At 69.5% G+C, this 21802-nt stretch carries 22 protein-coding genes and 3 pseudogenes; 13 read left to right on the top strand and 12 right to left on the bottom strand.

Going from position 1 to position 21802, the window contains the following annotated elements; translation table 11 throughout:
* Window positions 1–76 precede the first annotated feature (76 nt).
* Window positions 77–634: a hypothetical protein gene (locus ACGFNU_RS32505; protein ID WP_392599845.1), complete on the top strand. Its 558-nt coding sequence runs from the start codon at window positions 77–79 to the stop codon at window positions 632–634.
* Between the two features lie 42 nt (window positions 635–676).
* On the opposite strand, the gene ACGFNU_RS32500 is transcribed toward ACGFNU_RS32505, so the two are convergent.
* On the bottom strand, window positions 677–1558 hold the full coding sequence (locus ACGFNU_RS32500) for a helix-turn-helix domain-containing protein (RefSeq protein ID WP_392599843.1): 882 nt from the start codon (window positions 1556–1558) through the stop codon (window positions 677–679).
* A 176-nt stretch (window positions 1559–1734) separates the two neighbouring features.
* Here ACGFNU_RS32500 and ACGFNU_RS32495 point away from each other — a divergent pair, with 176 nt between their 5' ends.
* The 3 genes from ACGFNU_RS32495 to ACGFNU_RS32485 are packed head-to-tail and all read left to right on the top strand — an operon-like array spanning window position 1735 to window position 3624.
* Entirely contained in the window at window positions 1735–2772 is a 1038-nt protein-coding gene (locus ACGFNU_RS32495) for a zinc-dependent alcohol dehydrogenase family protein (protein WP_392599841.1), read from the top strand.
* Window positions 2773–2827: 55 nt separating this feature from the next.
* Window positions 2828–3250, top strand: coding sequence for a cupin domain-containing protein (locus ACGFNU_RS32490; RefSeq protein WP_392599839.1), 423 nt, complete (start codon window positions 2828–2830; stop codon window positions 3248–3250).
* Entirely contained in the window at window positions 3247–3624 is a 378-nt protein-coding gene (locus ACGFNU_RS32485) for a DUF2255 family protein (RefSeq protein ID WP_392599837.1), read from the top strand. Before ACGFNU_RS32490 ends, ACGFNU_RS32485 begins: the two co-directional genes overlap by 4 nt.
* A gap of 110 nt (window positions 3625–3734) precedes the next feature.
* On the opposite strand, the gene ACGFNU_RS32480 is transcribed toward ACGFNU_RS32485, so the two are convergent.
* The 4 genes from ACGFNU_RS32480 to ACGFNU_RS32465 form a co-directional block, all read right to left on the bottom strand.
* Window positions 3735–5357: a cytochrome bc complex cytochrome b subunit gene (locus ACGFNU_RS32480; protein ID WP_392599835.1), complete on the bottom strand. Its 1623-nt coding sequence runs from the start codon at window positions 5355–5357 to the stop codon at window positions 3735–3737.
* A 21-nt stretch (window positions 5358–5378) separates the two neighbouring features.
* Window positions 5379–6062, bottom strand: coding sequence for a hemerythrin domain-containing protein (locus tag ACGFNU_RS32475; RefSeq protein WP_392599833.1), 684 nt, complete (start codon window positions 6060–6062; stop codon window positions 5379–5381).
* A gap of 276 nt (window positions 6063–6338) precedes the next feature.
* The gene (locus tag ACGFNU_RS32470) at window positions 6339–6953 is read right to left on the bottom strand and encodes a CAP domain-containing protein (RefSeq protein ID WP_392599831.1); all 615 of its coding nucleotides are present in this window, start codon (window positions 6951–6953) and stop codon (window positions 6339–6341) included.
* Window positions 6954–7239: 286 nt separating this feature from the next.
* A complete protein-coding gene (locus ACGFNU_RS32465) occupies window positions 7240–8124 on the bottom strand; it encodes an NAD(P)H-binding protein (protein ID WP_392599830.1) in 885 nt (294 codons plus the stop codon).
* A 112-nt stretch (window positions 8125–8236) separates the two neighbouring features.
* Between ACGFNU_RS32465 and ACGFNU_RS32460 the strand changes: the two genes are divergently transcribed.
* A complete protein-coding gene (locus ACGFNU_RS32460) occupies window positions 8237–9184 on the top strand; it encodes a LysR family transcriptional regulator (protein WP_392599828.1) in 948 nt (315 codons plus the stop codon).
* Between the two features lie 740 nt (window positions 9185–9924).
* On the opposite strand, the gene ACGFNU_RS32455 is transcribed toward ACGFNU_RS32460, so the two are convergent.
* Window positions 9925–10464: an RICIN domain-containing protein gene (locus tag ACGFNU_RS32455; protein ID WP_392599826.1), complete on the bottom strand. Its 540-nt coding sequence runs from the start codon at window positions 10462–10464 to the stop codon at window positions 9925–9927.
* Window positions 10465–10652: 188 nt separating this feature from the next.
* On the opposite strand from ACGFNU_RS32455, the gene ACGFNU_RS32450 reads away from it, so the two are divergent.
* The gene (locus ACGFNU_RS32450) at window positions 10653–10832 is read left to right on the top strand and encodes a hypothetical protein (protein WP_392599824.1); all 180 of its coding nucleotides are present in this window, start codon (window positions 10653–10655) and stop codon (window positions 10830–10832) included.
* Window positions 10833–11211: 379 nt separating this feature from the next.
* Here the strand turns inward: ACGFNU_RS32450 and ACGFNU_RS32445 are convergent, their stop codons facing one another.
* Window positions 11212–11658 (bottom strand): MarR family winged helix-turn-helix transcriptional regulator, encoded by a 447-nt coding sequence (locus ACGFNU_RS32445; RefSeq protein WP_392599822.1) that lies wholly within the window; start codon window positions 11656–11658, stop codon window positions 11212–11214.
* 88 nt (window positions 11659–11746) lie between these two features.
* Between ACGFNU_RS32445 and ACGFNU_RS32440 the strand changes: the two genes are divergently transcribed.
* Both ACGFNU_RS32440 and ACGFNU_RS32435 read left to right on the top strand, forming a co-directional pair.
* Window positions 11747–12655, top strand: coding sequence for an NADP-dependent oxidoreductase (locus ACGFNU_RS32440; RefSeq protein WP_392599821.1), 909 nt, complete (start codon window positions 11747–11749; stop codon window positions 12653–12655).
* Window positions 12655–13263: a hypothetical protein gene (locus tag ACGFNU_RS32435; RefSeq protein ID WP_392599820.1), complete on the top strand. Its 609-nt coding sequence runs from the start codon at window positions 12655–12657 to the stop codon at window positions 13261–13263. The genes ACGFNU_RS32440 and ACGFNU_RS32435 overlap by 1 nt, the downstream gene beginning before the upstream one ends.
* Before the next feature lie 164 nt (window positions 13264–13427).
* Here the strand turns inward: ACGFNU_RS32435 and ACGFNU_RS32430 are convergent, their stop codons facing one another.
* Window positions 13428–14201 (bottom strand): SGNH/GDSL hydrolase family protein, encoded by a 774-nt coding sequence (locus tag ACGFNU_RS32430; protein WP_392599818.1) that lies wholly within the window; start codon window positions 14199–14201, stop codon window positions 13428–13430.
* 71 nt (window positions 14202–14272) lie between these two features.
* On the opposite strand from ACGFNU_RS32430, the gene ACGFNU_RS32425 reads away from it, so the two are divergent.
* The 3 genes and pseudogenes from ACGFNU_RS32425 to ACGFNU_RS32415 all read left to right on the top strand — a co-directional run.
* Window positions 14273–14866, top strand: coding sequence for a TetR/AcrR family transcriptional regulator (locus ACGFNU_RS32425; protein ID WP_392599816.1), 594 nt, complete (start codon window positions 14273–14275; stop codon window positions 14864–14866).
* A gap of 284 nt (window positions 14867–15150) precedes the next feature.
* Window positions 15151–15492 (top strand): annotated as a pseudogene (locus ACGFNU_RS32420) (ABC transporter permease); the annotation flags it as partial.
* Window positions 15487–15660, top strand: a pseudogene (locus ACGFNU_RS32415) (response regulator transcription factor); the annotation flags it as partial. The pseudogenes ACGFNU_RS32420 and ACGFNU_RS32415, both read left to right, overlap by 6 nt.
* A gap of 58 nt (window positions 15661–15718) precedes the next feature.
* On the opposite strand, the gene ACGFNU_RS32410 reads toward ACGFNU_RS32415, so the two are convergent.
* Window positions 15719–16723: a helix-turn-helix domain-containing protein gene (locus tag ACGFNU_RS32410; RefSeq protein WP_392599814.1), complete on the bottom strand. Its 1005-nt coding sequence runs from the start codon at window positions 16721–16723 to the stop codon at window positions 15719–15721.
* A gap of 114 nt (window positions 16724–16837) precedes the next feature.
* A pseudogene (locus ACGFNU_RS32405) lies at window positions 16838–17008 on the bottom strand (helix-turn-helix domain-containing protein); the annotation flags it as partial.
* A gap of 312 nt (window positions 17009–17320) precedes the next feature.
* Between ACGFNU_RS32405 and ACGFNU_RS32400 the strand changes: the two are divergent.
* Complete coding sequence (locus ACGFNU_RS32400) at window positions 17321–18835, top strand: cellulose binding domain-containing protein (protein ID WP_392599812.1); 1515 nt, start codon at window positions 17321–17323, stop codon at window positions 18833–18835.
* A 115-nt stretch (window positions 18836–18950) separates the two neighbouring features.
* Here ACGFNU_RS32400 and ACGFNU_RS32395 read toward each other — a convergent pair whose 3' ends face one another.
* Both ACGFNU_RS32395 and ACGFNU_RS32390 read right to left on the bottom strand, forming a co-directional pair.
* Window positions 18951–19598, bottom strand: coding sequence for a response regulator (locus ACGFNU_RS32395; RefSeq protein ID WP_392599810.1), 648 nt, complete (start codon window positions 19596–19598; stop codon window positions 18951–18953).
* A complete protein-coding gene (locus ACGFNU_RS32390) occupies window positions 19595–20746 on the bottom strand; it encodes a sensor histidine kinase (RefSeq protein ID WP_392599808.1) in 1152 nt (383 codons plus the stop codon). Before ACGFNU_RS32390 ends, ACGFNU_RS32395 begins: the two co-directional genes overlap by 4 nt.
* A gap of 161 nt (window positions 20747–20907) precedes the next feature.
* Between ACGFNU_RS32390 and ACGFNU_RS32385 the strand changes: the two genes are divergently transcribed.
* Complete coding sequence (locus ACGFNU_RS32385) at window positions 20908–21423, top strand: DUF6326 family protein (protein ID WP_392599806.1); 516 nt, start codon at window positions 20908–20910, stop codon at window positions 21421–21423.
* Window positions 21424–21802 lie beyond the last annotated feature (379 nt).

Here is a 21802-nt window from a genome sequence, read left to right as displayed (position 1 = left end):
TGGCGGCCCTGGCGGCCAGAGCCCGGCAACGTCTGACCGATCCGGGCTTCGGCCCCCGTACCTCACCGGGGATGGCATGAGCACCTCATATGAGCGGCGTTGCCGCACGCTGTTGCGCGCCTATCCTCCGAGCTACCGCGAAGCGCGCGCGGAAGAACTGATCGGCACTCTGCTGGACGCGGCCGAGCCTGGGCGCGCCACTCCTTCGCTTGGCGTCTCGTGGGATGTCGTACGCGGCGGGCTCGTCACCCGTTGGCGCGTCCGCCCACCGCTTCATCATTGGCTGGCCTACCGCATGGCCGACAAGCGCGTCCCCTACCGCTATCGCACCTGGGTTCGCGACGACGTACTCGGGCGCTGGCACTTCCTTCGTTCGTGCGCGGCGACCATCGCCTACGCCTGGTCGACGCTGCTCGCCTTCTGGGCGGTGGGGAGCCTCACCGGCGAGGGCATGCCGTTCCCCATCCCGCATGGGGACGGCTGGTGGTTGACGATCGGCTTCTGGGCCGTCCTGCTCGTCGTGTCGGTCCCTCTGGTGGAACGCCGGCACAGGCGCCGGATCCTCCAGAAGCACGAGTTCCTCCCGGACGGCACTCCTTTCGAGGAGCTCCGCCCACCTGCGAACGAGGCCTGATCCGGCCGCCGATCCCGCGTCCGCCGATGCTCCAAACAGCTGTCAGGTGTCGCGGCTGCGGGGGAGTGGCCGGGCGGGGTCGTGCTGGTCTTCGGTGGCGCCCCAGGCGGCGAGGAGGCGGAGGCCGTCGGCGCTCGGGGTGCCGGGCGTGGCGGTGTAGATGACCAGGGTGAAGCCGGGTTCGGACGTCAGCGCCATGGACTCGAAGTGGAGTTCGAGGTCGCCGACGGCGGGGTGGTGGAACCTCTTCGTGCCGGTGCGGTGGTAGCGGACGTTGTGGTTCGCCCAGCGCCGCCGGAAGACCTCGCTGCGGGTCGACAGCTCGCCGATGAGATCGCTGAGGTCCTTGTCGTAGGGGTTGCGCCCGGCTTCGGCGCGGAGCATGCCCGCGACGTCGTCGGCGGCCTTTTTCCAGTCGCCGAAGAACTCCTGCGCGGCCGGGTCGAGGAAGATGAAGCGGGCGGTGTTGGCGGGCCGGCGCGGGTCGGCCAGCAGCGGTGAGTACAGGGCGCGGGCCAGGCTGTTGGTCGCGACCAGGTCGAAGCGGTCGTTGCGGATCCAGGCGGGCGCGTCGCCGATCGCGTCGAGCATGTGCTGGAGCGCCGGACGCAGCTTGCGCGCGGGGGGCCGGCGGCGGGCCGTCGCGGACGCGGTGGTGCGCCGCGCGAGATCGAAGAGGTGCTCGCGTTCGGCGTCGTCGAGCTGGAGGGCGCGGGCGACGCCGTCCAGGACGCTGTCGGAGGCGCCGGAGAGATTGCCGCGTTCCAGCCGCACGTAGTAGTCGACCGAGACGCCGGCCAGCAGCGCGACCTCCTCGCGGCGCAGCCCCTTGACCCGCCGGTTGCCGCCGTAGGCGGGCAGCCCGGCCTGGTCGGGAGTGATGCGGGCCCGGCGGGAGGTCAGGAACTCCCTGATCTCGTCCATGAACCCCACGGTATGCCAGGGCCCGACGGCGAAGCAGGTACTGGCGTTACCTGGAACGGCAGGCACTGCCACGAGCCCGCAAAAGAACGTTTGCTGGAAATGTGCCGCCGGTCAGACGGGCGGCGATCTGGCCCGGGTAGGGCTCTGACCAGCAACGATGATGTGAGGATGACGAAATGCGAGCGGCGTTCATGTACGGGGCGGGGGACGTGCGGATCGAGACGGTCCCGGACCCGGTGCTCCAGCGGCCGACCGACGCGCTGGTACGGGTCGTGACGGCCTGCATCTGCGGATCCGACCTGCACCCCTACCACTCGATGCCCGCCACCGCCGGGCGCACCCCGATGGGCCACGAGTTCATGGGCGTGGTGGAGGAGACCGGCTCGGAGGTGACGACCGTCCGCCGGGGCGATCTGGTGATCGCGCCGTTCGCCTGGTCGGACGGCACCTGCGAGTTCTGCCGCGAGGGGCTCCAGACGTCCTGCCTGCACGGCGGTTTCTGGGCCAGGGACGGGATCGGCGGCGGCCAGGCCGAGGCCGTCCGCGTGCCCCTGGCCGACGGGACGCTGGTCAAGGCCCCGGTCGGCGAGGACTCCGACCTGCTGCCCGGCCTGCTGACCCTGTCGGACGTCTACGGGACGGGCTACCACGCCGCCAAGCGCGCGGACGTCAGCCCCGGCGACTCGGTCGTGGTGATCGGCGACGGCGCGGTCGGCCTGCTGGCGGTGCTGTCGGCCAGGCAACTCGGCGCCGAGCGGATCGTCCTGATGGGACGGCACAAGGACCGCACCGACCTGGGCCGGGAGTTCGGCGCCACCGACGTCGTCGCCGAACGCGGCGACGAGGGGATCGCCAAGGTCAGGGAACTGACCGGCGGCCACGGCGCGGCCAAGGTGCTGGAGGCCGTCGGCCACATGCCCGCCTACGAGCAGGCCGTCGGCGTGGTCCGGCCCGGCGGGGTGATCTCCCGGGTCGGCGTGCCGCAGTACGACCAGGCGCCGGTCGGCTTCACCAGCCTGTTCGGCCCGAACGTCACGCTGACCGGCGGCCCCGCCCCGGCTCGGGCGTACATCGAGGAACTCATGCCCGGCGTCCTGGACGGCACCGTCCAGCCCGGCAAGGTCTTCGACCGGACCATCGGCCTGCCGGAGGTCCCCGACGGCTACCGCGCCATGGACCGGCGCGAAGCCCTCAAGGTCCTCGTCCGCCCGTGAGGCACCCCGGAAACCCGTGAGGACCGTCCGCCCGCAGCGACCACACAGGAAACCCATGGAACTGCTGACACCACGACCGACCAGCAAGGCGCCCGCCGACTGGTTCACCGGAGATGTCTGGTGGGACGTCATCTACGCAGGCCAGGAACCTTCTCGCGCCCGGCTCAACCTCGTGCGGTTCTCTCCCTGCGCCCGCACCGACTGGCACTCCCATGCCCTCGGCCAGACCCTGCACATCGTTTCCGGCGTCGCGCTCGTCCAGGCCCGCGGCGGCACGATCATCGAGGCCCGCCCCGGCGACACCGTCTACACCCCGCCCGGCGAGGAGCACTGGCACGGCGCCGCGTCCGACGCCTTCATGGAGCACCTCGCCCTGTGGGAGGGCATCGGCGACCCCGACGTCCCCGAGACGGTGTGGCTGGAGAAGGTCACCGACGAGCAGTACAACGGCCCACGTACCCGAAGGACGCATCCATGACCGGCTGGACCACCGCCGAACTGACGGCGATCGACCACAGCGACGAACTCGAACTGCAGTCGGAACGCGCCGACGGCACCCTGCGCGACCCCGTCACCATGTGGGTCGTCCGCGACGGTGACGACCTCTACGTCCGTCCCGTCAAGGGCCGTGGTGGCTGGTACAGGGGCACGCGCACCCGTCACCGGGGCCGCGTGAGCTCGGGCGGCGTCGACAAGGACGTCACCTTCGTCGACGCCGACACCGAACCCGAGCTGAACGACGCCCTCGACACCGCCTACCGCACCAAGTACCGCGCGTACGCGGACAACATCGTCGGCAGCGTCGTCAACGCCCAGGCACGCGGCGCCACGCTCAAACTCGTCCCACGCTGACCCTGGCCTGGCGAGCGCGGCGGCCATCGTCTAACTCGTCCCACGGTGACCCCCGCCTGGCGGGCGCGGCGCCATCGTCAAACCGCCCCGCGCCCAGCCGCAGGAAGCAATCAGCCGCCTGAGACGGGTTCTCGGTCGGGGAGGGACGTGCCGTCCGGGTGCTCCAGGGCCGGGGGAGTGGGGACGGTGGCGAGGTCGGCGCGGAAGCGGCGGTTGAGGGCGGCGCGCACGCGGGTCAGGGGACGGCGGGCGCGTGGGCTCTCGACGTCGCCGATCGGGAGCGGCACGTCAAGCGGCACGGCGGGAGCGGGACGCGGGTCGGTGATCGCGGCGGTCTCCTCGGCGGGCAGGTGCCGGTGGACCTCCTCGAACTTCCCGTCGGGCGTCTGCCGGATCACGCCCGTCTCCAGCCCGTGCCGGATGAGCCCGAGGTCACGCCGCTGAAGGCCCACGCAGATGCGGTAGGCGACGACGTAACCGAGCACCGGCCCGAGAATCACCGCGCCACGGAAGAACCACGTCGTCCAGAACAGCGGAATGTCGAACTTGTGGGCCAGGACGTCGTTGCCGCCCGCCGCCCACAGCAGGCCGTAGAAGACGACGCCGGCGACGCCGATGCCGGTCCGGCCGGGGACGTCGCGGGGCCGGTCGAGCAGGTGGTGGATCGCGTGGTCACCGGTGACCCAGCGTTCGACGAACGGGTAGACGGCGAGCCCGGTGAACAGCACCCCCGGGACGACGAGCGCGGGGATCACGATGCTCAGCGTCAGCGTGTGACCCCACGCGCTGATCTCCCACGCCGGCATGATGCGCAGGGCGCCCTCCAGCCAGCCCATGTACCAGTCCGGCTGCGAGCCGGAGCTGATCGCGCCCGGGTCGTACGGGCCGTACATCCAGACCGGGTTGATCTGGACGAACGCGGCCAGCAGCGTCGTGACGCCCAGGATCCACAGGAACAGCGCCGTCGTCTTGGCGATGAACGTCGGGAAGAACGGGTAGCCGCGGACGGTCGAGTTGGATCCGCCGCGTCCCGGGAACATCGTGTGCGTCTGCCGCCAGGTCAGCACGATGGCGTGCAGCGGGATCAGCGCGGCGAGGAGCCCCGGGATCAGCAGCACGTGGATGATGTACAGCCGCGGGATGATGTCGGTCCCCGGGAACTCCCCGCCGAACAGGAACATCACCAGGTAGGTGCCGACCACCGGGATGCCCGCGAGAAAGCCCTCCAGGATCCGGATCCCGGTGCCCGACAGCAGGTCGTCCGGAAGCGAGTAGCCGAACAGGCCGTTCAGCATCACGAGCATGAACATGACCACACCGATGATCCAGTTGAGCTCGCGCGGCTTGCGGAACGCGCCGGTGAAGAAGTTGCGCAGCAGGTGGACGAGGATCGCGCCCATGAAGACCAGCGTCGACCAGTGGTGGATCTGCCGCACCAGCAGCCCGCCCCGCACATCAAAGCTGATCTTCAGGGACGAGGCGTACGCCTCGCTCATCTCCACCCCGCGCAGCGGCGCGTAGGAGCCGTCGTAGACGACCTCGGACATGCTCGGCTTGAAGAACAGCGTCAGGAACACCCCGGTGAGCAGGATGATCACGAACGAGTACATCGCGATCTCGCCGAGCAGGAAGCTCCAGTGGTCGGGGAACGCCTTGCGCAGGGCCTTGCGCGCGAAGCCGGTCGTCCCGAAGCGTTCGTCGAGGGCCCGCGTCGTGGCCTCCAGTCCTGCCATTCTCGAGGTCCTTTCGTTGTGTCAGGGCGATACGGCGCGCCGCGGGTGGCGGGGCAGCCAGCCGGTGCGGTGAAGGAGGCGGACCGGCGGCGGCATCAGGCGCAGGACGGCCCGGGACGTGGTCTCGTCGGCGCCGTCCAGCAGCCACGACAGGAAGACGCCGAACCCCGCGACGCCCACCTCGCGCCGGAACTCGACGTCGAACGTGGCCCACTCGAACGGCGTGAGGGCCTCGTGGATCAGCGGCAGAACGCGAGCTTCCTTGTGGTCGAGATGGGCGTGCACGGCGTCGCGAAGCTTGGGCGCGACGTCGGCGAGGACGCCCCAGTCGCCGTGCTGGATCGCCGCGTCGACTGTGTCGAGCAACGGGACGAGCCGGACGGCTTGGTCGTCCATCTCCGCCAGCACCGCGCCGCATGCCGGATCCTTGCCGCGCATCACCGTCCACAGCGCCCGCCGTTCAGCGGCGTGCTGGGCGCGCCAGTGGAATCTGAAAAGAACCCAGAGCCCATCGGGCGGCAGACCGGAAACAGCGCGTTCCACATCAGAACCGCTCGCGTCCGCGTGGCGTCCGTCCGCGTGGCGTCCGTCCACGAGGCGCGCGTCCGCGAGGCGCGCCGTCTCGCGGCGGAACGCTCCATACGCCGCGTAAAGCATCGTCAGATCGAACCGGCCGGGCGCGCCGTGCTCCATGATCGCGCTCATGCCACCTCCTCGGCGCCTCGTGACGGCCGGTGAAGAGCCGTCGGACACGGGACGTGGCGAGACGCCGAGATGTGACATCGACCAAAGGCCGCAGACGTGTGAGCTGCCTCACAACGTCCACGCGACGCTCGGGCGGATTAGCCGGAGATTGTTCTCAACAGCGGCGGCCACACATGTGCCGCCGGGGGACGGGCCGCCCCTGACCTGCGGCCCCTTCAGACGCCCGGATTCATTGTGGATCGGGCGCCGCCCGGCACGAACGACGTGGTGGAGATGTCAGTCGTGGCGTCCGACGTTCGCCGCGAACTTGCCCTCCGTGTTGCCCGGCGGGGAGAAGCGAGCCACGATGAACTGGCTGTCGCCAGAGGTCAGGGACGCCAAGAGCGACTGGGCCGGGCAGGTCATGATCGCGGCAGCGACTTGGGTGCTGCCTTTCCAGACGGTCTGGGTGAAGTTCTTCGTGGCAGCGGAGGCGCCCGGGCTGTTGTAGTCGTACTTGGATGCCTCAGCCATCCAGGAGGCGACGGCCTCTTTGATGCCGCCGTTGGAGTCGGTGGTCGTGAAGAGGTTCTCGCCGTACTTGCCGCCCGCCTGGCTGTTCTCGTATTTGCACGCCTTCGCCCACTCTTCGGTGTCGGGGTACAGCGCGTCGCTCCATGTCAGGGGTTTCGCGCCGTACTGGGCACGGACGTGGTTCAGCTCGGTGAGCACCTGGTTCTTGAATCCCGGCGGAGGCGCGGCCTCCTGCGCGGGTACAGCGGCATGCGCGGGTGCGGCGGCCTGTGCGGGCGCGGCGGCATGCGCGGGCGTCGTCGCCATCGAGGTGGCGGCGAGCGCGGCGGTGACCAGGGCGAGCGTGGTGAGCGGCTGACGGCGCGCGAGCGGACGCATGTCTGGGGCCTCTCTGCCGGGAGCATGATCGAGGTGCACGGGAGCGGACGCCCTCATCCTTCAGAACAAAAAGTAGTCGTGCAATAGCAGAGAGTTGCACAACAACGTCAAGCGCCTCTCCTCCACCGGTGCGTGGCCGCGTTGACAAAACCGCGGCCACGCGCTGGTCGGACGTGCTGTCTCAGGGCACCATCGAATCCTCAGTGCACGGAATCGAGGCCGAGATACCTGCCTGCGATGGCACACAAACCAGACCCCTCGGCACGGCCTTTCTGCCCCAGCGAGTTCAGGTGAGGATGGCCGGCTTGAGCACGTCCTGGCACCACTGGCGGAAGCCGGTGGGCGTGCTGGCCTGGGCGGTGCGTGGTACGGCGTTGTCGAGCCCGGCATCCTTGGCCTGCATCATGTCCAGCATTCCCTGGGCCACGGCTCCGGACGTCCCGAGTTGCATCAGCCGGGCCTTGAAGTCCGGGCCTGACACCTGCTGGAACCGCACCGGACGCTGGAGCACCTCCGACATGATCTTCGCCATGTCGTCATGGGAAAGGTCCTCGGGCCCCAGCACGGGAACCTCGTCGACGCCACTCCACGTCCCGTCGAGCAGGAGATCGGCGGCGACCGCGGCGATGTCGTCGATGGCGCAGATGGGCATCGCGCGGCTGCCGGAGATGGGAGACGTGAACATCCCCTCGTTCTTGATCAGCTCGGTCTGCCGCAGCAGGTTGTCCATGAACGAGGGCATCGCCAGGGCGCGATAGCCCACGCCCGTGCCGGCGAGCAGATCGTCCATGGCCAGCGACGCGGTGACGTGTCCGGCGTGGCCGGCCATGGGCGTTCCCCGGCCGAGGGCCGAGACGGCGACGACCCGCTCGACGCCCTGAGTCTTGAGCGCCACGCTCGCCGGCCGGCTGAAGCCCGCGAAGGCGGCGTCGAGGCTGGGCGCGTGCGGGTTCGGCGGCACCACCCACAAGACGGAGTCCGCTCCGTCGAAGGCCTTGGTGACCACGTCGGCATCGCCGTGCGAGCCCTCGACGACCTCGACCTGGTCACGCACCGCGGGGGAGAGTCGACCGGCAGCGCGGACGATCACGCGGACCGGCGCTCCGGCGGCCAGGAGACGCGCGAGGGTCTGGCGGCCGATCTGGCCGGTGGGAGTGGTAACAACGATCATGAGAGACCCCTGACACGAATAGGCGGGGGGAACATCCATCCCCCGAGACAGTGAACCCGCGGCGGCGGCGGACCTGAAGGACCGATCCCGGCGCGATTGATACCCTCGCGGTATGAGTGATCTGGAGGTCAGGCAGCTCCGGTATTTCGTGGCCGTCGCCGAAGAACTCCACTTCGGCCGGGCCGCGGAACGGCTGGGCATGGCACAACCTCCGCTGTCGCGGGCGATCCGCGAGATGGAGCGGCAACTGGGCGTGACGCTCCTCGAACGGACGACGCGCCGGGTCACCCTCACGCCCGCCGGCGAGACGCTGCTGCGCGATGCCCGGACGGCCCTCGACGCGGTCACGGCCGCCGCGCGCCGAGCCCGGCGGGCCGGGCAGTCCGAGCCCTCCCTGCGCCTCGCGCTGAAAGCCGACTACGACGGGGGACTGCTGCCGCAGATCTTCGCCGCCTACCAGAACGAGGCGGCCGCCCTCCCGGTCGAGCTCCTCCTCGGTGGACGTGACGAGCAGGAGCCGGCCCTGCGCGACGGCCGCGCGGACATCGCCATGCTGCCCCAGCCGTTCGACGACCGCGGCCTCGACGTGGAACCGCTGCTCACCGAACCGCGCCTCCTCGCCGTCGCGGCGACCGATCCGCTGGCCGCGCACACCTCCCTGCACCTGGCTGACCTAGCAGGAAGAGTGCTGCCCGACGGACGCCCCGCAGACCAAGAGGCCCGACCGACCTCCGCAGCCGATTTCCCCGACACCGGACGCCGCCCCACAACCCAACCCTCAGCCGCGCCGTCCCGCAGCCTGGACCTCGCTCAGATCTTCAGCCTGATCGAGCTGGGCAGCATCGTCTGGTTCCCTCCAGCCTCGGTCGCAAGGCGCCATCCCCGCCCGGGCATCGCCTACCGGACGGTCGGCGACCTCCCACCCCTCCATCTGGCCCTGGCCTGGCCTCAGGAATCCCGCTCACCCGCCGTAGCAGCCTTCGTCCGCGCAGCATCAGCGATAGCCGCCGCCACCTACCCCAAGCAGGCCACGGCCGCCATAGAAAACGTCACCCAGTAAGAACTTTACTACGTAAAGGCCATCGCTTTTTAATCCAGAATCACCTCCCAACCAGCTCGGCAACCCCAGCATCGACCGGCTCCTGGCCGCCGAGCTGGACCGGCATCCCCTCGTCGAGGAACGGCCGCCGGGTGGGCCAGACGCTCGCCCAGCCCGAATACACCGGCTTTCAGATGTTCGGGCGCAGGTCTATCCGAAAGGGCGAAGGAGTGCGTGTGGCGCGTCCGGCACGTTCCCTCGTTTGGAGGGTCGTGGTGACGGTGGAGCGGTCACGGTCCATGTAGTGGACAAGTGCGGCCTCTGGCGATACTGGAGGCGTGGAATATGTGTCCAGAGTGCCGCGGCCGCCGCTGGGCGGGCTGATCGATGACAAGGTGAGAACCATGTGAGTACCGTTGCGTCCCGCGCTGCCGTCGCGAGCGTCGTCCTGGCCAACCACCGTCTCCACCACCGCCCACGCCGCAGTCGTAGACGCCCCGGGCGCCCCGGACGCGTCCGGGGCGAGGGCCGCGATCAGCACGGACACCACGGCGGGCCCCGCCATTGGGCCGGGCTCAGGCTGGTTACTGAAGTCCAGTGCGATCCGCTCGATGGGCGCTCGGTGCTCGCCTGAGAGCATCGCTGCTTCACCGTGAATCAGTCGGCGTCGTTCGCCAACCCGAGCCGGCCTGGCCGGGGCGTTCGCGGGCGCGGTTGGTTGAGTTGGGGAGGCGGTTGGCGGGTGGCCGTGGCCAGGAGGCTTAAGGGGCCGAGCTCGCCCTCGTTCGGGGCAGTCTGAGCAACGACCAGCGTTGCCATCTGCCGCCGTTGCAGTTCTTCCCCCAGGTGTAGCCGGTGCGGGCGGGGTGGCTCAGGCACTGGCCGGTGTAGACGTTCTTGAGGGTCCGGGCGCCGGCGGGGCCGGTCACCTTCCACTGCTGGCTGGTGCCGCCGTTGCAGTCTTGTCCTGCCGTGCGGTTGTCGCGGGCGTAATGGCTCAGGCACTGGCCGGAGGAGACGTTCTTGAAGGTCTGGGCGTCGGCGGGGCCGGTCGCCTCCCAGTGTTGGCCGGCGTTGCTGTCGCAGTCCAGCCCCACCGTGCCGCCGTCGTGGACGTGGCTCAGGCAGTGCCCGGTATGGACGTTCCTGAGCATCTTGACTGGGACGGGCTCGGATCCGGTCGCGGCGGCGGCGCCCGCGGGCATGGCGGGGAGGGCGACGGTGACGGCGGTCATCGCGGCGGCAGCCGCGGTGGTGACCGTGGTGGCCGTGGCGCAGATCAGCGGATGGGGGGTGCGCATGAGCAGCTCCGATCACACTCTGCTTGTGTGTGACTACTCATTGCCTGTAGAAGGTCGGAGAAACCCCGCAGGGCCGCCATGCCGACCTGGCGTCCCTCCCCAGCCGACCTGACCCAGGAGCCGTGAGTTCGGCTGTTCGCGCGGTAGCGGGAGTGCGGTCAGTCGTAGAGCACGCCGATGAGCGCGCCTTGGCCGGACTGGAGGACATGAGCGGCTTCCAGCGGGATCCAGAAGCACTCGAAGTTGGTGGGGTCCTGTTCGCCGTCGTGGAGTTCTTGGCTGGCCTATCGTTCCGGGGTGGGCTCGGTGAGCTCCAGTTGGAAGACGTGGCGGTGGTGGATCAATCTCTATCATCATTCAATGACTAGGACGAGTGCAGTCAGGGGATTGCTCGCGCACCTCCAAGCCAAGAGGAATGGACACAGTTCCAAGGTGGGTGGTGAGGCATTTCGGGCTCGATATCCGCTTAGGGTGCATCACCTCTTCGCCTCGTGCGGAAGCGAACGCGGTGCAATCTGTCGGGTGAGAGCTTTCTGCTGGCCGCGGTGATTTACGCGGTGAACGCCGAACGCCGTGGTGAGCTTGTGCTCAGCTCGGCCCGCGGCCGTCCGGCTGGCATCTAGCCGCGCCCTGGACGTCTACGATCCAGAGCCGCGGGGCCTGCGGCACCATCGGCGGCTGGGTCGTGCTTGCCTTGAATGCGTGACGTGTGTCGGCGTCGATGTGCCGTTCATCGTGGGGCGCTCTTCATTCATCTGCGGGTGGGCGGGGTTGGAGGCTGCGGGCCAGGTCGGTGAGGGCCTTGATGACCTCGTCTGCGGAAGTCTCGGTCAGGCCGGCGACGGTCTCGTCCGCTAGGTCTCGCCATAGCTCGCGCATCCGCACGATGATCTTCTCGCCCTCGGGCGTCAGCTGGACGACGTTCGCGCGGGCGTCCTGGGCCGCGGGGGCGCGGCTGACCAGGCCTGCGGCCTCCAGTTTGCGCACCATGAGGGTGATGCTGGGCGGTTCGCAGTCCGCGCCGGCGGCCAGTTGCCGCTGGGTCTGAGGGCCCTTGGCGCTGAGCAGGAACAGCACGGCCTCGTGGCCCGGGTGCAGGCCCAGCTCGGCGAGCTTGACGGCGGCGCGGGCGCGGTGCTTGAGGGCGATCGTGCGGATCGCTCCGTTCAGCATGTCGGCGCGTTCGAAGTCCACCGGGCCTCCTTGCGCGAGGGATCGTTATGTGCATAATGGTTATGCGCCAAACGTTATGCGTGTAATCGATTCTACTAGGGAGATCACGATGCGTGTTGTGGGCTTCACCTCCTTCGGCGACCCCAGCGTGCTGTCCGTCGCGGACGTCCCGCTGCCCGAACCCGGCAAGGGGCAGGTTCGGATCCGCGTCCAGGCCGCGACGGTCAATCCAGGCGATATCGCCGTGCGTTCCGGTGCGTTCGGGCCGATGCTGCCCGAGGGTCCGCGCTACGTTCTGGGCTGGGACGTGGCCGGGACGGTCGACGCGGGCACGGCTGGGTTCGCGCAGGGGGATCACGTCGTCGGCGTTTCCGACTGGCTCGAGACCAAGCGCGGCACACACGCCGAGTTCGTCGTGCTGGACGCCGCCGCGATCGCACCGGCTCCGGCCGGAGTCGATCTGGTTGAGGCGGCGACCTTCCCGGTCAACTCGTTGACCGCCGATCAGGCCCTCGATCTGCTCGGCCTGGCCGAGGGCCAGACGCTGGTCGTCACCGGAGCGGCCGGCGCGGTGGGCGGCTACGCCGTTGAGCTGGCGCGGCTTCGGGGGCTCGACGTCGTCGGCATCGGCTCCGTCCAGGACGAAGCGTTCATCACCGGGCTCGGCGCGACGTTCCTTCCCCGCTCCGAGGATCCGGCCCGTGTTCTGCGCGAGGTCAAGGTCGACGGGCTGCTGGACGCGGCGGTCATCGGTGCCCCGGCGCTGGCCGCGGTCAGGGACGGTGGAGCGTACGTGAGCGTGCTGCCGCCTGCCACGCCTCCGGCCGAACGTGGCATCAGGGTCGAGACCGTCCTCGTGCGCAGCGACGGCGCACGCCTCCGCGAACTGGTCGCCCTCGTCGAGCAGGGCCGGCTCACCTTGCGGCTGGCCCAGACGTTCACGTTCGACCAGGCCGCCCAGGCCCATGAGCTGCTCGCCAAGGGCGGCGTCCGCGGCCGCATCGTCCTGGTGCCGTGATGGATCGCCAGAGCGAATTCGCCAAGGCGTGGGACGATCCGGGCAACACCCGCTTCGAACTCCCGCCGATCAACGTCAACCGCGTCCTCGCCGAGCGGTACGAGACCAGCGAACCGCTCACGTTCACCCGCACCATGTTGTGGGACAACGAGGTCCGCAAAGCGTGGCATCCCGACCTCTACCTCCCGCACGTCGTGCGGCAGGGGAGCGCCGCCACCTGGAACGCCGCGGACGGCCGCACGACGTTCGACCGCTGCTCGATGCAACGACGCTGGCTGGATCAGGACGACTTCGGGCTCGTCCTGGAGCAGGTCCATTTGGACGTAGAGCGGCAGGTCGCCACGTTCATCGGCGCGGCGGAACTGCCCGGCCCGGACTCCGTGACGCTTCAGGCAGGCACGAAACAGCCGCTCTTCCACGTCGAGCACGCGGTCGGCGGCGACGAGAACGAGCCGGTGAACCTCTGGCGCATCGTCCATCTGACCGACGAGCCGGACGAACGCATCGCCAAGGTGTTCAGCGGCCGCACGTACGGGGGAGGGCTGCCGAGCTTCATCGAGGTCTACATCCGATCCGACCTGAACATTCAGCTGACCAGATCGCCTTGACCCCGGCCACCCCCGGCCGGGGCATGACCGGGTCGGCGGTTCCGGACCGGTCGCGCCGTTCTTCCGCGAACCCGCCAGGAGCAGAGCAGATCAGAATCTGCCTCTACAACTGAACTGCCAAATTCGGCGTGTGCGGCATCCATGAGACTGTGCGGACAGGCGTCTCAACCTGTGCCGAAACCTGAGGCTGACAGTTCCGGGCGCTTTGCGCGGATGCCGTCGCCCGACGAGCGTCCTCGCGCGTGGCGGTGCAGCCACGGGCCCAGGTGCGCTCCGGCCCAGCGGAGGTCGGCTGCGCGCCGGGCAGGCCACCGAGGGTGCAGCTGAGTGCTTCCAGCCGGAGCAGGCCGGTCCGTGACGCCGAGCGTGGCCAGGACGTGGTCGGCGACGCGCCGGTGACCGGCCGCGTTCAGGTGGAGGCGATCATCGCTCCACAGGCGCGGGTCGTGCAGCGCGGCGTCGGCGAAGAGGTCGACCAGGTGGGCGTCGTGCCGGGCGGCGACCTCGGTGTACGCCTGGTTCATCGCGACGATGCGCGGCTTGAGGACGCCCGGAAGGGGCAGCCGCACGCTCATGTCCGGAAACATGAACAACACCACGTCCGCGCCAGACGTACGCAGCTGGCCGACCACGCGGTCCATTCGATCGATCAGCGCCTGCGTGTCGAAGCGCGGACGGAGCGCGTCGTTGCCCCCGGCGGCGAAGCTGACCAGATCGGCCTCCATCCGCACCGCGACGGGGAGCTGCTCGGCGACCACCTGGCCGAACTTCCTGCCCCGCACCGCCAGGTTGGCGTAGCGGAATCCCGGCTGCGCCTGCGCCAGCCCGGCGGCGACCAGGTCTGCCCAACCGCGGAACGTGCCGTCCGGACGAGGGTCGCCGACGCCCTCGGTGAAGCTGTCGCCGATCGCGGCGAAGCTCGTCCAGCCATGCGCCATCAGAGGCTCCTTAGCAGAGAGACGTTCTTCCATACGGTGGCGTATGGATTTCCGTACGGTAGCGTATGGTCATGGTGGAAGCGGGGTCAACTCCCAAGAAGCGGCTGAACCGGGACGACTGGGCCGAAGCGGCACTCGCCGCGATGGCCGAGGGAGGTCTCAACGCGGTGGCCGTCGAACCCCTGGCCGTACGGCTCGGCGCGACCAAAGGCAGCTTCTACTGGCACTTCGGCAACCGGGAGGCGCTGCTGGAGGCGGCCCTGGCCCGGTGGGAAGAGGTGCACACCACCGCGGTCAACGCCGAGATCGAGTCAGCCTCCGGAGACCCCGTGGAACGCCTCCGGCTCCTCATCAAGCGAGCGATCGGCATGGCCGAACGCGACCGCATCGGCGTCGTGCTCCTGGCGGCCGCCGATCACCCTGCCATCGGCCCCGTCCTGCATCGGGTCACCCAGAGCCGGCTCGACCTGCTCAATTCGCTGTTCCTTGAGCTCGGCCTGCCCGCCGAACGCGCCAAGCAGCGAGCCCTGCTGACCTACTCCGCCTACCTGGGCCACGGGCAGCTCGCCCACTCCGCCCGCGCCTTCCTGCCCGCCGACCCATCAGCCCAACGCGCCTACCTAGACCACGTCATCGCAACCCTGACCACCCCCGACGAACCCTGACCACACCCCGACACCCAAGCCCACAACACCGCCCGACCACCGAACACGCCCCCGCACCCAACCGCCGAGCGCGACGCTGCGTCCGACCGTCGATCACGGCCGCCACCACGGCAGTGCGCCTGGCCGCCGAGCGCGGCACCGCGTCCGACGGCTGAGCGCGGGCGGTCCTGGCTGGGCACCGCGGCCACCGTCCGCCACCACAGCAGTGCGGCTGACAGCCGAGCGCGGCAGCGCGTCCGACCGTCGAGCGCGGCCGTCCTGGCTGGGCGCTGCTGGTCGTCGCCGTGGGCCGGCTGGCCTTCGACGTGGCGCTGCCCGGCGACGTTCCCGGGTACGCGGCGGCGCTGCTTCTCGGTGCCCTCAGCGCGCTCGCCCTCGGCGCCGCGGTCACCGCGGTCACGCCCACCACCAAGGCCACCACCGTGGTCGGCTCGATCGTCTTCTTCCCGATGTTGTTCCTCGCGGGCGTCTGGGTGCCCGTCCAGGCCATGCCGGACCTGCTGCGGAGCGTCGTCGAGTACTTCCCGTTCGGCGCCGCGTCCCAGGCCCTCGACCAGGCGGCCGGCGGCGGCTGGCCGGACTGGACGCACCTCGGCGTCACCGCCGCCTGGGCCGCGGTCCTGATCGCCGCCGCCGTCCGGGACGGGCTGCGTGGCATGTTCGCCGCGACGACCGGCTTCGAGGTGCTGGCCGAGGCCGCCGACGGCCGCGAGGCGGTGGCACTGGCTGAGGAACTCCGTCCCGACGTGGTCCTCATGGATCTCCGGATGCCCGGGGGAGGGGGCGTGGAGGCCAGGCCGCACCGGGGCTTCCATGCCTATCCGCGCACACCGCTTGCCGACCCGTGCACGGTCAATCGAAAGACCCCGGAACCTGACCGGCGGATGAACGGCCGCGTGCGAGGACGTCGTGCCGGTAGTCGCTGGGGGAGGCGCCGTAGGCGGCGCGGAAGAGACGGCTGAAATGCGCCGCGTTGGTGAAGCCCCAGCGGGCGGCCACGCCCTGGACGGGCCGGGCGAGCAGATGCGGAGCGGTCAGGTCCTGGCGGCAGCGTTCGAGGCGGCGATGGCGGATGTGCGCGGCGACCGTCATTCCCGTGCCCTGGAACAGGGTGTGCAAGCGGCGCACTGACATGTGATGGGCGTCCGCGATGGTCTGCGGCGAGAGTTCGCGGTCGCCGAGATTGGCTTCGATGAACTCGTGGATGCGCCAGGGCAGGGTCCGCTGGACGGATTCGGCCGCCAACCGGTCGTCGCGGAGTGCGCTGGCGAGCGTGGCCGCCAGCAGGTCCGCGGTGATGCGGCCCAGAGCGATCTTGTCGGCCGGGGTGTAGTCCGCCGCCTCGAACAATCCGACCAGGTGCCGCACGAGCATCCCCGTCATCGCGCGGTGACCGGTGAACGGGATCCCGACGATCGGCGCGACGGCCTTGCCTGCGAGGATCCAGCGTCCCCGGGGGATCTCGACCCCGATGTTGGTGATCCGGCTTTCGCCTGAGACGAGCCAGTCACGGCACGGAACGGAGCTGTCTTGTAGGAAGAGCTCGTCCGTGCCCTGCGTGGTCTCGGTTCCGCCGTGGACGAAGCAGCACCTGCCGTTCAAGGTGACGTTCAGCCGGTAGACCTCGGGGTCGGACCGGCGGATGAACGCCGTGGTGCGATGCGTCCCGAAAGCCGGGCATGTCACCTTCGTCACCCGGATGTCGTCAAGCTTCAACGCGTCGTACACGACGGGGAAGTCGTCCTCGTGCTGGCTGCGGACCAGGCAGGCCATCGGCGCCTTCGACACCGCCTCCCGCCAGCTCGCGAAACGCTCTTCGGGCGGCAGCGGCACATTGTCGAACCTCGTCACGGTCATGCATGCGCTCCGTGGGTCTGCGGAGGGGAGGACACACGTGAGGATGACCGAGCCCCGCAGACCTGTCCACAGCTCTGACGCTTCGGCAGCCCGGCGGTCGCCGCGCCGGTGACGTCCAGGGGAGACGCCGAACTCGCGTTTGAACGCGTTCGCGAAGGAGAACTCCGACCCGTATCCGACCTGCTCAGCCACGACGCTCAGCGGCGCGTCGGATCCGCGGAGCAGCCGCATCGCGGTCGTCGGCCGCCGCCAGGTCAGGTACGCCGGCGGTGGCCGCCCTGCGATTGGGTCTTGCGCGGCACGGCAGGGGGTCCTATGGTCCGGCTAATGTTAGGAAACTTTACTAAACGTTGCATCGACTAAGGGCTCCGCGCACACGGGTCGCGGAGTCCGCAGCCCCCCGCCCGCCGTGCCGTGTCAACGCTGGCGATCCCAGCCGCCACGGCCAGCCGGCCCCAGGCCGCCGTGCCAGGTCCGACCGCCCTGGCCGCCCGGCCTGCGTCCTGCCGGAACGGTGACCGGCCTGCCTCCCAACGGCCGATCGCCCAGCTGAGCGCCTACGGGACCGCCCGGAGTGCGCTTCGAATGGAGTCGCGCATGAAACGCGTGCTCATCGTCCTCGTTCTCACCCTCTTCGGCCTCGGCGCGCCCGCGATGCCCGCCGCCCAGGCGGCCGCGGCGACGGCGACGTTCGTCAAGACCTCCGACTGGGGGTCCGGCTACGAAGGCAAGTACACGATCACCAATGGCACCGGCACCGCGATCAACGGCTGGTCGGTGTCGTTCCAGTTGCCGGCCGGCGGAACGGTCAGCTCCGCGTGGGACGCCTCCATGTCCCGCAACGGGCAGCGCTTCACGTTCACCAACGTCGGCTGGAACGCGACCATCGCCCCCGGGGCCAGCGCGAGCTTCGGCTTCATCGGCTCGCCCGGCACCGCCGTTCCGTCCGACTGCACCCTGAACGGCCAGTCGTGCACCGGCGGCGGAACTCCCGGCGCGCCCGGCCAGCCCGGGACGGTGACGGCCACCACCACCGACACGAGCATCACGCTGCGCTGGGACGCCTCGTCCGGGACCGTGAGCGGCTACCGCGTCTATGAGGGCTCATCGCAGAAGGCGCAGGTCACCGGCACAACCGCGACGATCAGCGGGCTCGGTACCTGCCAGACTCACACTTACAGCGTAAAGGCGTTCAACGGTACGGGCGAATCGACGGCCAGCAACGTCACCGCCACAACGACCGGATGCACCGGCCCGCAGCCAGGCAAGATGGCCGGCGCGCCCTACCTCTACATGGGCTGGGGCAACCCGCCCAACCCGGGCACCGTGATGGACGCGACCGGGGTCAAGTCGTTCACGATGGCGTTCATCCTGTCGTCCGGCGGCTGCAACCCGGCCTGGGACGGCCAGCGCCCGCTCACCGGCGGCGCCGACGCCCAGGCGATCTCGACGATCAAGTCCAAGGGCGGCAACGTGCAGATCTCGTTCGGCGGCTGGAGCGGCAACAAGCTCGGCCCCGCCTGCTCGAGCCCCACGGCCTACGCCGACGCGGTGCAGAAGGTGATCGACGCGGTCGGGCCGGCCGTCGTGGACTTCGACATCGAGAACACCGACGAGTTCGAGAACGCCACGGTGCAGGACCGCATCCTGAACGGCCTCAAGATCGTCAAGCAGCGCAACCCGTCCGTCAAGGTCGTCGTCACGATGCCCACCACCAAGACGGGCCCCAACTCGACCGGCATCCGGCTGATCAACCAGTCCAAGGCCCTGAACGTGCCGATCGACAACTACACGATCATGCCGTTCGACTTCGGCGGCACCGACATGTACCAGGACAACGTCAACGCCTCCGAGGGACTGAAGAACGCCCTGAAGAACGCGTTCGGATGGAGTGACGCCCAGGCATACGCGCACATGGGCATCTCGGGCATGAACGGCAACTCCGACCAGGGCGAGGTCACCTCACCCGCGACCTGGACACGCATCCGCGACTGGGCCAAGTCGAAGGGCCTCACCAGGCTCGCCTTCTGGTCGGTCAACCGCGACCGCGTCAACGGCGGGGGACAACCCCAAGGCGAATGGGAGTTCACCCGCATAACCGCAGGGTTCTAACACCAAACAAAGGGGCGGGCGCCACCCCAGCGCCCGCCCCAAGAGGCAATGGCGCGCGAGCCGCTTTGTGACGCTGTGGGGGTTGCGGCAAACGGCGGCGGGAGACTTTGCGGCGTCAGATGCGGCCGGTCTCGTGGGCCCACATGGCGACCTCGACGCGGTTTCGGGCGCCGAGCTTTCGCATGAGGCTGGCGAGGTGGGCTTTGACGGTGCTTGGGGTGATATGGAGCTCGCTGGCGATCTCATTGTTGGTGCGGCCTTGGGCTACAGGCACCAGGACTTCCTCCTCGCGGGCGGTGAGCGGTTCTATCGGCTGGCTCGGTGGTGGGGTCCGTGCGTGGGCGAACGCTGCGAGCAGCCGGACGGTCACGCTGGGTGCGATCAGTGCGTCTCCGTCGGCGGCGGCGTGGATGGCCTGGGTCAGCAGGGCGGGTCCGGCGTCCTTGAGCAGGAACCCGCGGGCGCCGGCCTTGAGCGCCCCGTGGACATACTCGTCGAGGTCGAAGGTGGTGATGACCACGATCGGCAGGGGGTCGGTGACGTCGGGGCCGGCGAGGTGTCGGGTGGCTTCGATGCCGTCCATCAGCGGCATTCGGATGTCGAACAGGCCGACGTCGGGGCGCAGCTGGAGCGCCAGGCGGACCGCCTCGCGCCCGTCGGCGGCCGCGCCGACCACTTCGATGTCGGGTTGGGCGTCGAGCAGCATGGTCAGCCCGGTGCGCACGATGGGCTGGTCATCGGCGATGAGGACCCTGATGCTCATCGTGGCGTCCCGGTTCGGGGCAGGACCGCCTCTACCCGCCAGCCCCGCTCGGCGGCGGGGCCTGCGTGGAAGGTGCCGCCGAGCAGTGAGGCGCGTTCCCGCATGCCCACCAGGCCGTAGCCTGCTGGGGCGCGGCCGCCGGCGGCGGAGCCGTCGTCCTCGATGGTCAGCCGTACCTGGTCGGCGTCGCCTGTGACGGCGACGGTGACCTGGGTCGCGTGCCGGGCGTGCCGTCGAGCGTTGGTGATGCACTCCTGGGCCAGGCGGTAGATCGCGGCCCCGACCGCCGGGCTGAGGTCGTCGAACTCGCCGAACAGCGTCACCTTGACGCAGGGACGCGTCCGGCCATCGGTGGCGAGCTGCTCGACCTCGGCCACGCCGGGCTGCGGCGCGAACTCGGTGTCCTGTGTGGCGCGGAGCACGCCGACGATGGCGCGCAGCTCGGTGAGGGTGCGGGTCGCCGCGTCCTCGATGATGGCCAGGGCCTCGATGGCACGCTCGGGGTGGGAGTCCGCGATGGCCCGTCCTGCCTGGGCCTGGATGGCGATGCCCGAGACGTGGTGGGCGACGGTGTCGTGGAGGTCACGAGCGAGCTGTTCGCGTTCGCGGGCCTTGGCGTGGTCGATGTCGCGGATGCGGATCTTCGTGCGATAGCGGATCGCGGTGCCGAGCGCGGCGGCGAACAGGAAGAACGCGTATCCCGCGACCACCTCCGCCAGGCTGGCGGAGTCGGCGCCGAGGGTGGTGATGACGGCCGGCCAGAGCAGGATGACGCCGAGGCCGCTTGCGGCTTCCCGACCGGAGCCCCACCGGAACAAGGCGTAGGCCAGGATCAGCACCGCGATGCTGCTGTTCAGCAGGGCGCCTTGCGACCCGGTGAGGATTCTGACGATGTCGACGATCGTCAACGTGCCGAAGGAGACCGCAACCGCGACGAGCGGGTGCGTGCGGCGCCACAGCAGGGGGCCGAGGACCGCGAGCACCTCGAGTAGCAGCAGCGGGCGTGGCGCCAGGTTCTGGCGAAGCACCGCTTCCACCACCGACCAGCAGATCAGTACTGAGACCAAGGCCCAGTCTCGCGGCCCCAGGCCCGGGGCATTCGTGGGTCGAGGTTCGGCCCACAGCGAGCGGAGTGCGTTGGTGGCCATCTGATCAGCCTAGGCAGCCCGCGTGCTCGGTGTATCCGCCGAAAGTACAAGAGCCCGGCTGTGCCAACGGCCAGGTCGTACCAGGCTCCGCGGCCGATGTGCCCGCCGCCGGCATCCGTGAAGGTGGAGGCACCCACCCGATCAAGCCAGGGAGCCTTGTGATGAGAACGCCTCGATCCCGCACCGCACCAGAGAATCCGCCGTCGCAGAGCACGCTGGAAGATCTGCGCATGCCCGTGCAGGCCAAGCTCGCAGCGGCATGGACCAGCTTCATGTTCCTCTACATCTACGTCGACTACCTCGCCCTGTACAAGCCCGGCTTCCTCGACGACCTCCTGGCCGGCACCGTCCACGAGTTCGACACCGGCCCGACCTTCGTCGCCATCGCGCTCACGCTCATGGCCATCCCGATCCTCATGATCCTGCTCTCCGCGACACTGCCCGCCCATGTCAACCGAACCATCAACCTCGTCGTCGCAACGCTCTACATCCCCGTCTCGATGTTCAACGCGGCAGGGGAGACTTGGACCTACTCCTACTTCTACGGCCTCTCCATCGGACTCGAGGTGCTGCTCCTGGCCTTCATCCTGCGCTCCGCCTGGACCTGGCCACGCCGCATCGCATCACCGGCGACCAACCTCGACAGCGAGCCACTCCGCAGGCCGCAGCAGGCGTGACCGCCCGCCCCGCGCCCGACCATCCTTCGCTCGCGCCACCCGCGGGCACGGTCCATTCAGACGCCGGCCCGTGTCACAGCCGGGTCACAACTTTTGGCACCGTGCTGTGACTCCTCGGTCGCTACAAAGTCCGCAGCGAAAGATCCTCGCGGAAGGAGAAGGCCGTGGCTGGGAAACCTCCGGTAGAGGCTGGCACCCGACCACAACAACGCCCACCAACGACACCCGCCGCGCACGGCTCGGCGATGCCCTGGTGTCCCTTGGGCCGGACCGGGCGCCAGTTGCAAGAAACCAGGCGGCAGCTGCATGTAGGCGGCGGGGTTCCCTGCCGCAATTCTTTGAGGCATTGGCTCGACAGGCTGTTGCCGGGCTTGCTCTG

Origin of the sequence: Spirillospora sp. NPDC048911 (genome assembly GCF_043198015.1) — a bacterium.
Classification (GTDB): Bacteria; Actinomycetota; Actinomycetes; order Streptosporangiales; family Streptosporangiaceae; genus Spirillospora.
The sequence above is the reverse complement of the archived record's forward strand: the minus strand, read 5'-3'. Positions and strand labels throughout refer to the sequence as shown.

What these genes read in the sequence shown, in the direction of transcription:
- ACGFNU_RS32460 (WP_392599828.1), top strand. Translation starts at nt 8,237, where the DNA reads ATGAGTGATCTGGAGGTCAGGCAGCTCCGGTATTTCGTGGCCGTCGCC.
- ACGFNU_RS32435 (WP_392599820.1), top strand. Translation starts at nt 12,655, where the DNA reads ATGGATCGCCAGAGCGAATTCGCCAAGGCGTGGGACGATCCGGGCAAC.
- ACGFNU_RS32495 (WP_392599841.1), top strand. Translation starts at nt 1,735, where the DNA reads ATGCGAGCGGCGTTCATGTACGGGGCGGGGGACGTGCGGATCGAGACG.
- ACGFNU_RS32395 (WP_392599810.1), bottom strand. Translation starts at nt 19,598, where the DNA reads ATGAGCATCAGGGTCCTCATCGCCGATGACCAGCCCATCGTGCGCACC.
- ACGFNU_RS32490 (WP_392599839.1), top strand. Translation starts at nt 2,828, where the DNA reads ATGGAACTGCTGACACCACGACCGACCAGCAAGGCGCCCGCCGACTGG.
- ACGFNU_RS32455 (WP_392599826.1), bottom strand. Translation starts at nt 10,464, where the DNA reads ATGCGCACCCCCCATCCGCTGATCTGCGCCACGGCCACCACGGTCACC.
- ACGFNU_RS32480 (WP_392599835.1), bottom strand. Translation starts at nt 5,357, where the DNA reads ATGGCAGGACTGGAGGCCACGACGCGGGCCCTCGACGAACGCTTCGGG.
- ACGFNU_RS32470 (WP_392599831.1), bottom strand. Translation starts at nt 6,953, where the DNA reads ATGCGTCCGCTCGCGCGCCGTCAGCCGCTCACCACGCTCGCCCTGGTC.
- ACGFNU_RS32440 (WP_392599821.1), top strand. Translation starts at nt 11,747, where the DNA reads ATGCGTGTTGTGGGCTTCACCTCCTTCGGCGACCCCAGCGTGCTGTCC.
- ACGFNU_RS32465 (WP_392599830.1), bottom strand. Translation starts at nt 8,124, where the DNA reads ATGATCGTTGTTACCACTCCCACCGGCCAGATCGGCCGCCAGACCCTC.
- ACGFNU_RS32485 (WP_392599837.1), top strand. Translation starts at nt 3,247, where the DNA reads ATGACCGGCTGGACCACCGCCGAACTGACGGCGATCGACCACAGCGAC.
- ACGFNU_RS32410 (WP_392599814.1), bottom strand. Translation starts at nt 16,723, where the DNA reads ATGACCGTGACGAGGTTCGACAATGTGCCGCTGCCGCCCGAAGAGCGT.
- ACGFNU_RS32500 (WP_392599843.1), bottom strand. Translation starts at nt 1,558, where the DNA reads ATGGACGAGATCAGGGAGTTCCTGACCTCCCGCCGGGCCCGCATCACT.
- ACGFNU_RS32430 (WP_392599818.1), bottom strand. Translation starts at nt 14,201, where the DNA reads ATGGCGCATGGCTGGACGAGCTTCGCCGCGATCGGCGACAGCTTCACC.
- ACGFNU_RS32475 (WP_392599833.1), bottom strand. Translation starts at nt 6,062, where the DNA reads ATGAGCGCGATCATGGAGCACGGCGCGCCCGGCCGGTTCGATCTGACG.
- ACGFNU_RS32425 (WP_392599816.1), top strand. Translation starts at nt 14,273, where the DNA reads ATGGTGGAAGCGGGGTCAACTCCCAAGAAGCGGCTGAACCGGGACGAC.
- ACGFNU_RS32400 (WP_392599812.1), top strand. Translation starts at nt 17,321, where the DNA reads ATGAAACGCGTGCTCATCGTCCTCGTTCTCACCCTCTTCGGCCTCGGC.
- ACGFNU_RS32385 (WP_392599806.1), top strand. Translation starts at nt 20,908, where the DNA reads ATGAGAACGCCTCGATCCCGCACCGCACCAGAGAATCCGCCGTCGCAG.
- ACGFNU_RS32390 (WP_392599808.1), bottom strand. Translation starts at nt 20,746, where the DNA reads ATGGCCACCAACGCACTCCGCTCGCTGTGGGCCGAACCTCGACCCACG.
- ACGFNU_RS32505 (WP_392599845.1), top strand. Translation starts at nt 77, where the DNA reads ATGAGCACCTCATATGAGCGGCGTTGCCGCACGCTGTTGCGCGCCTAT.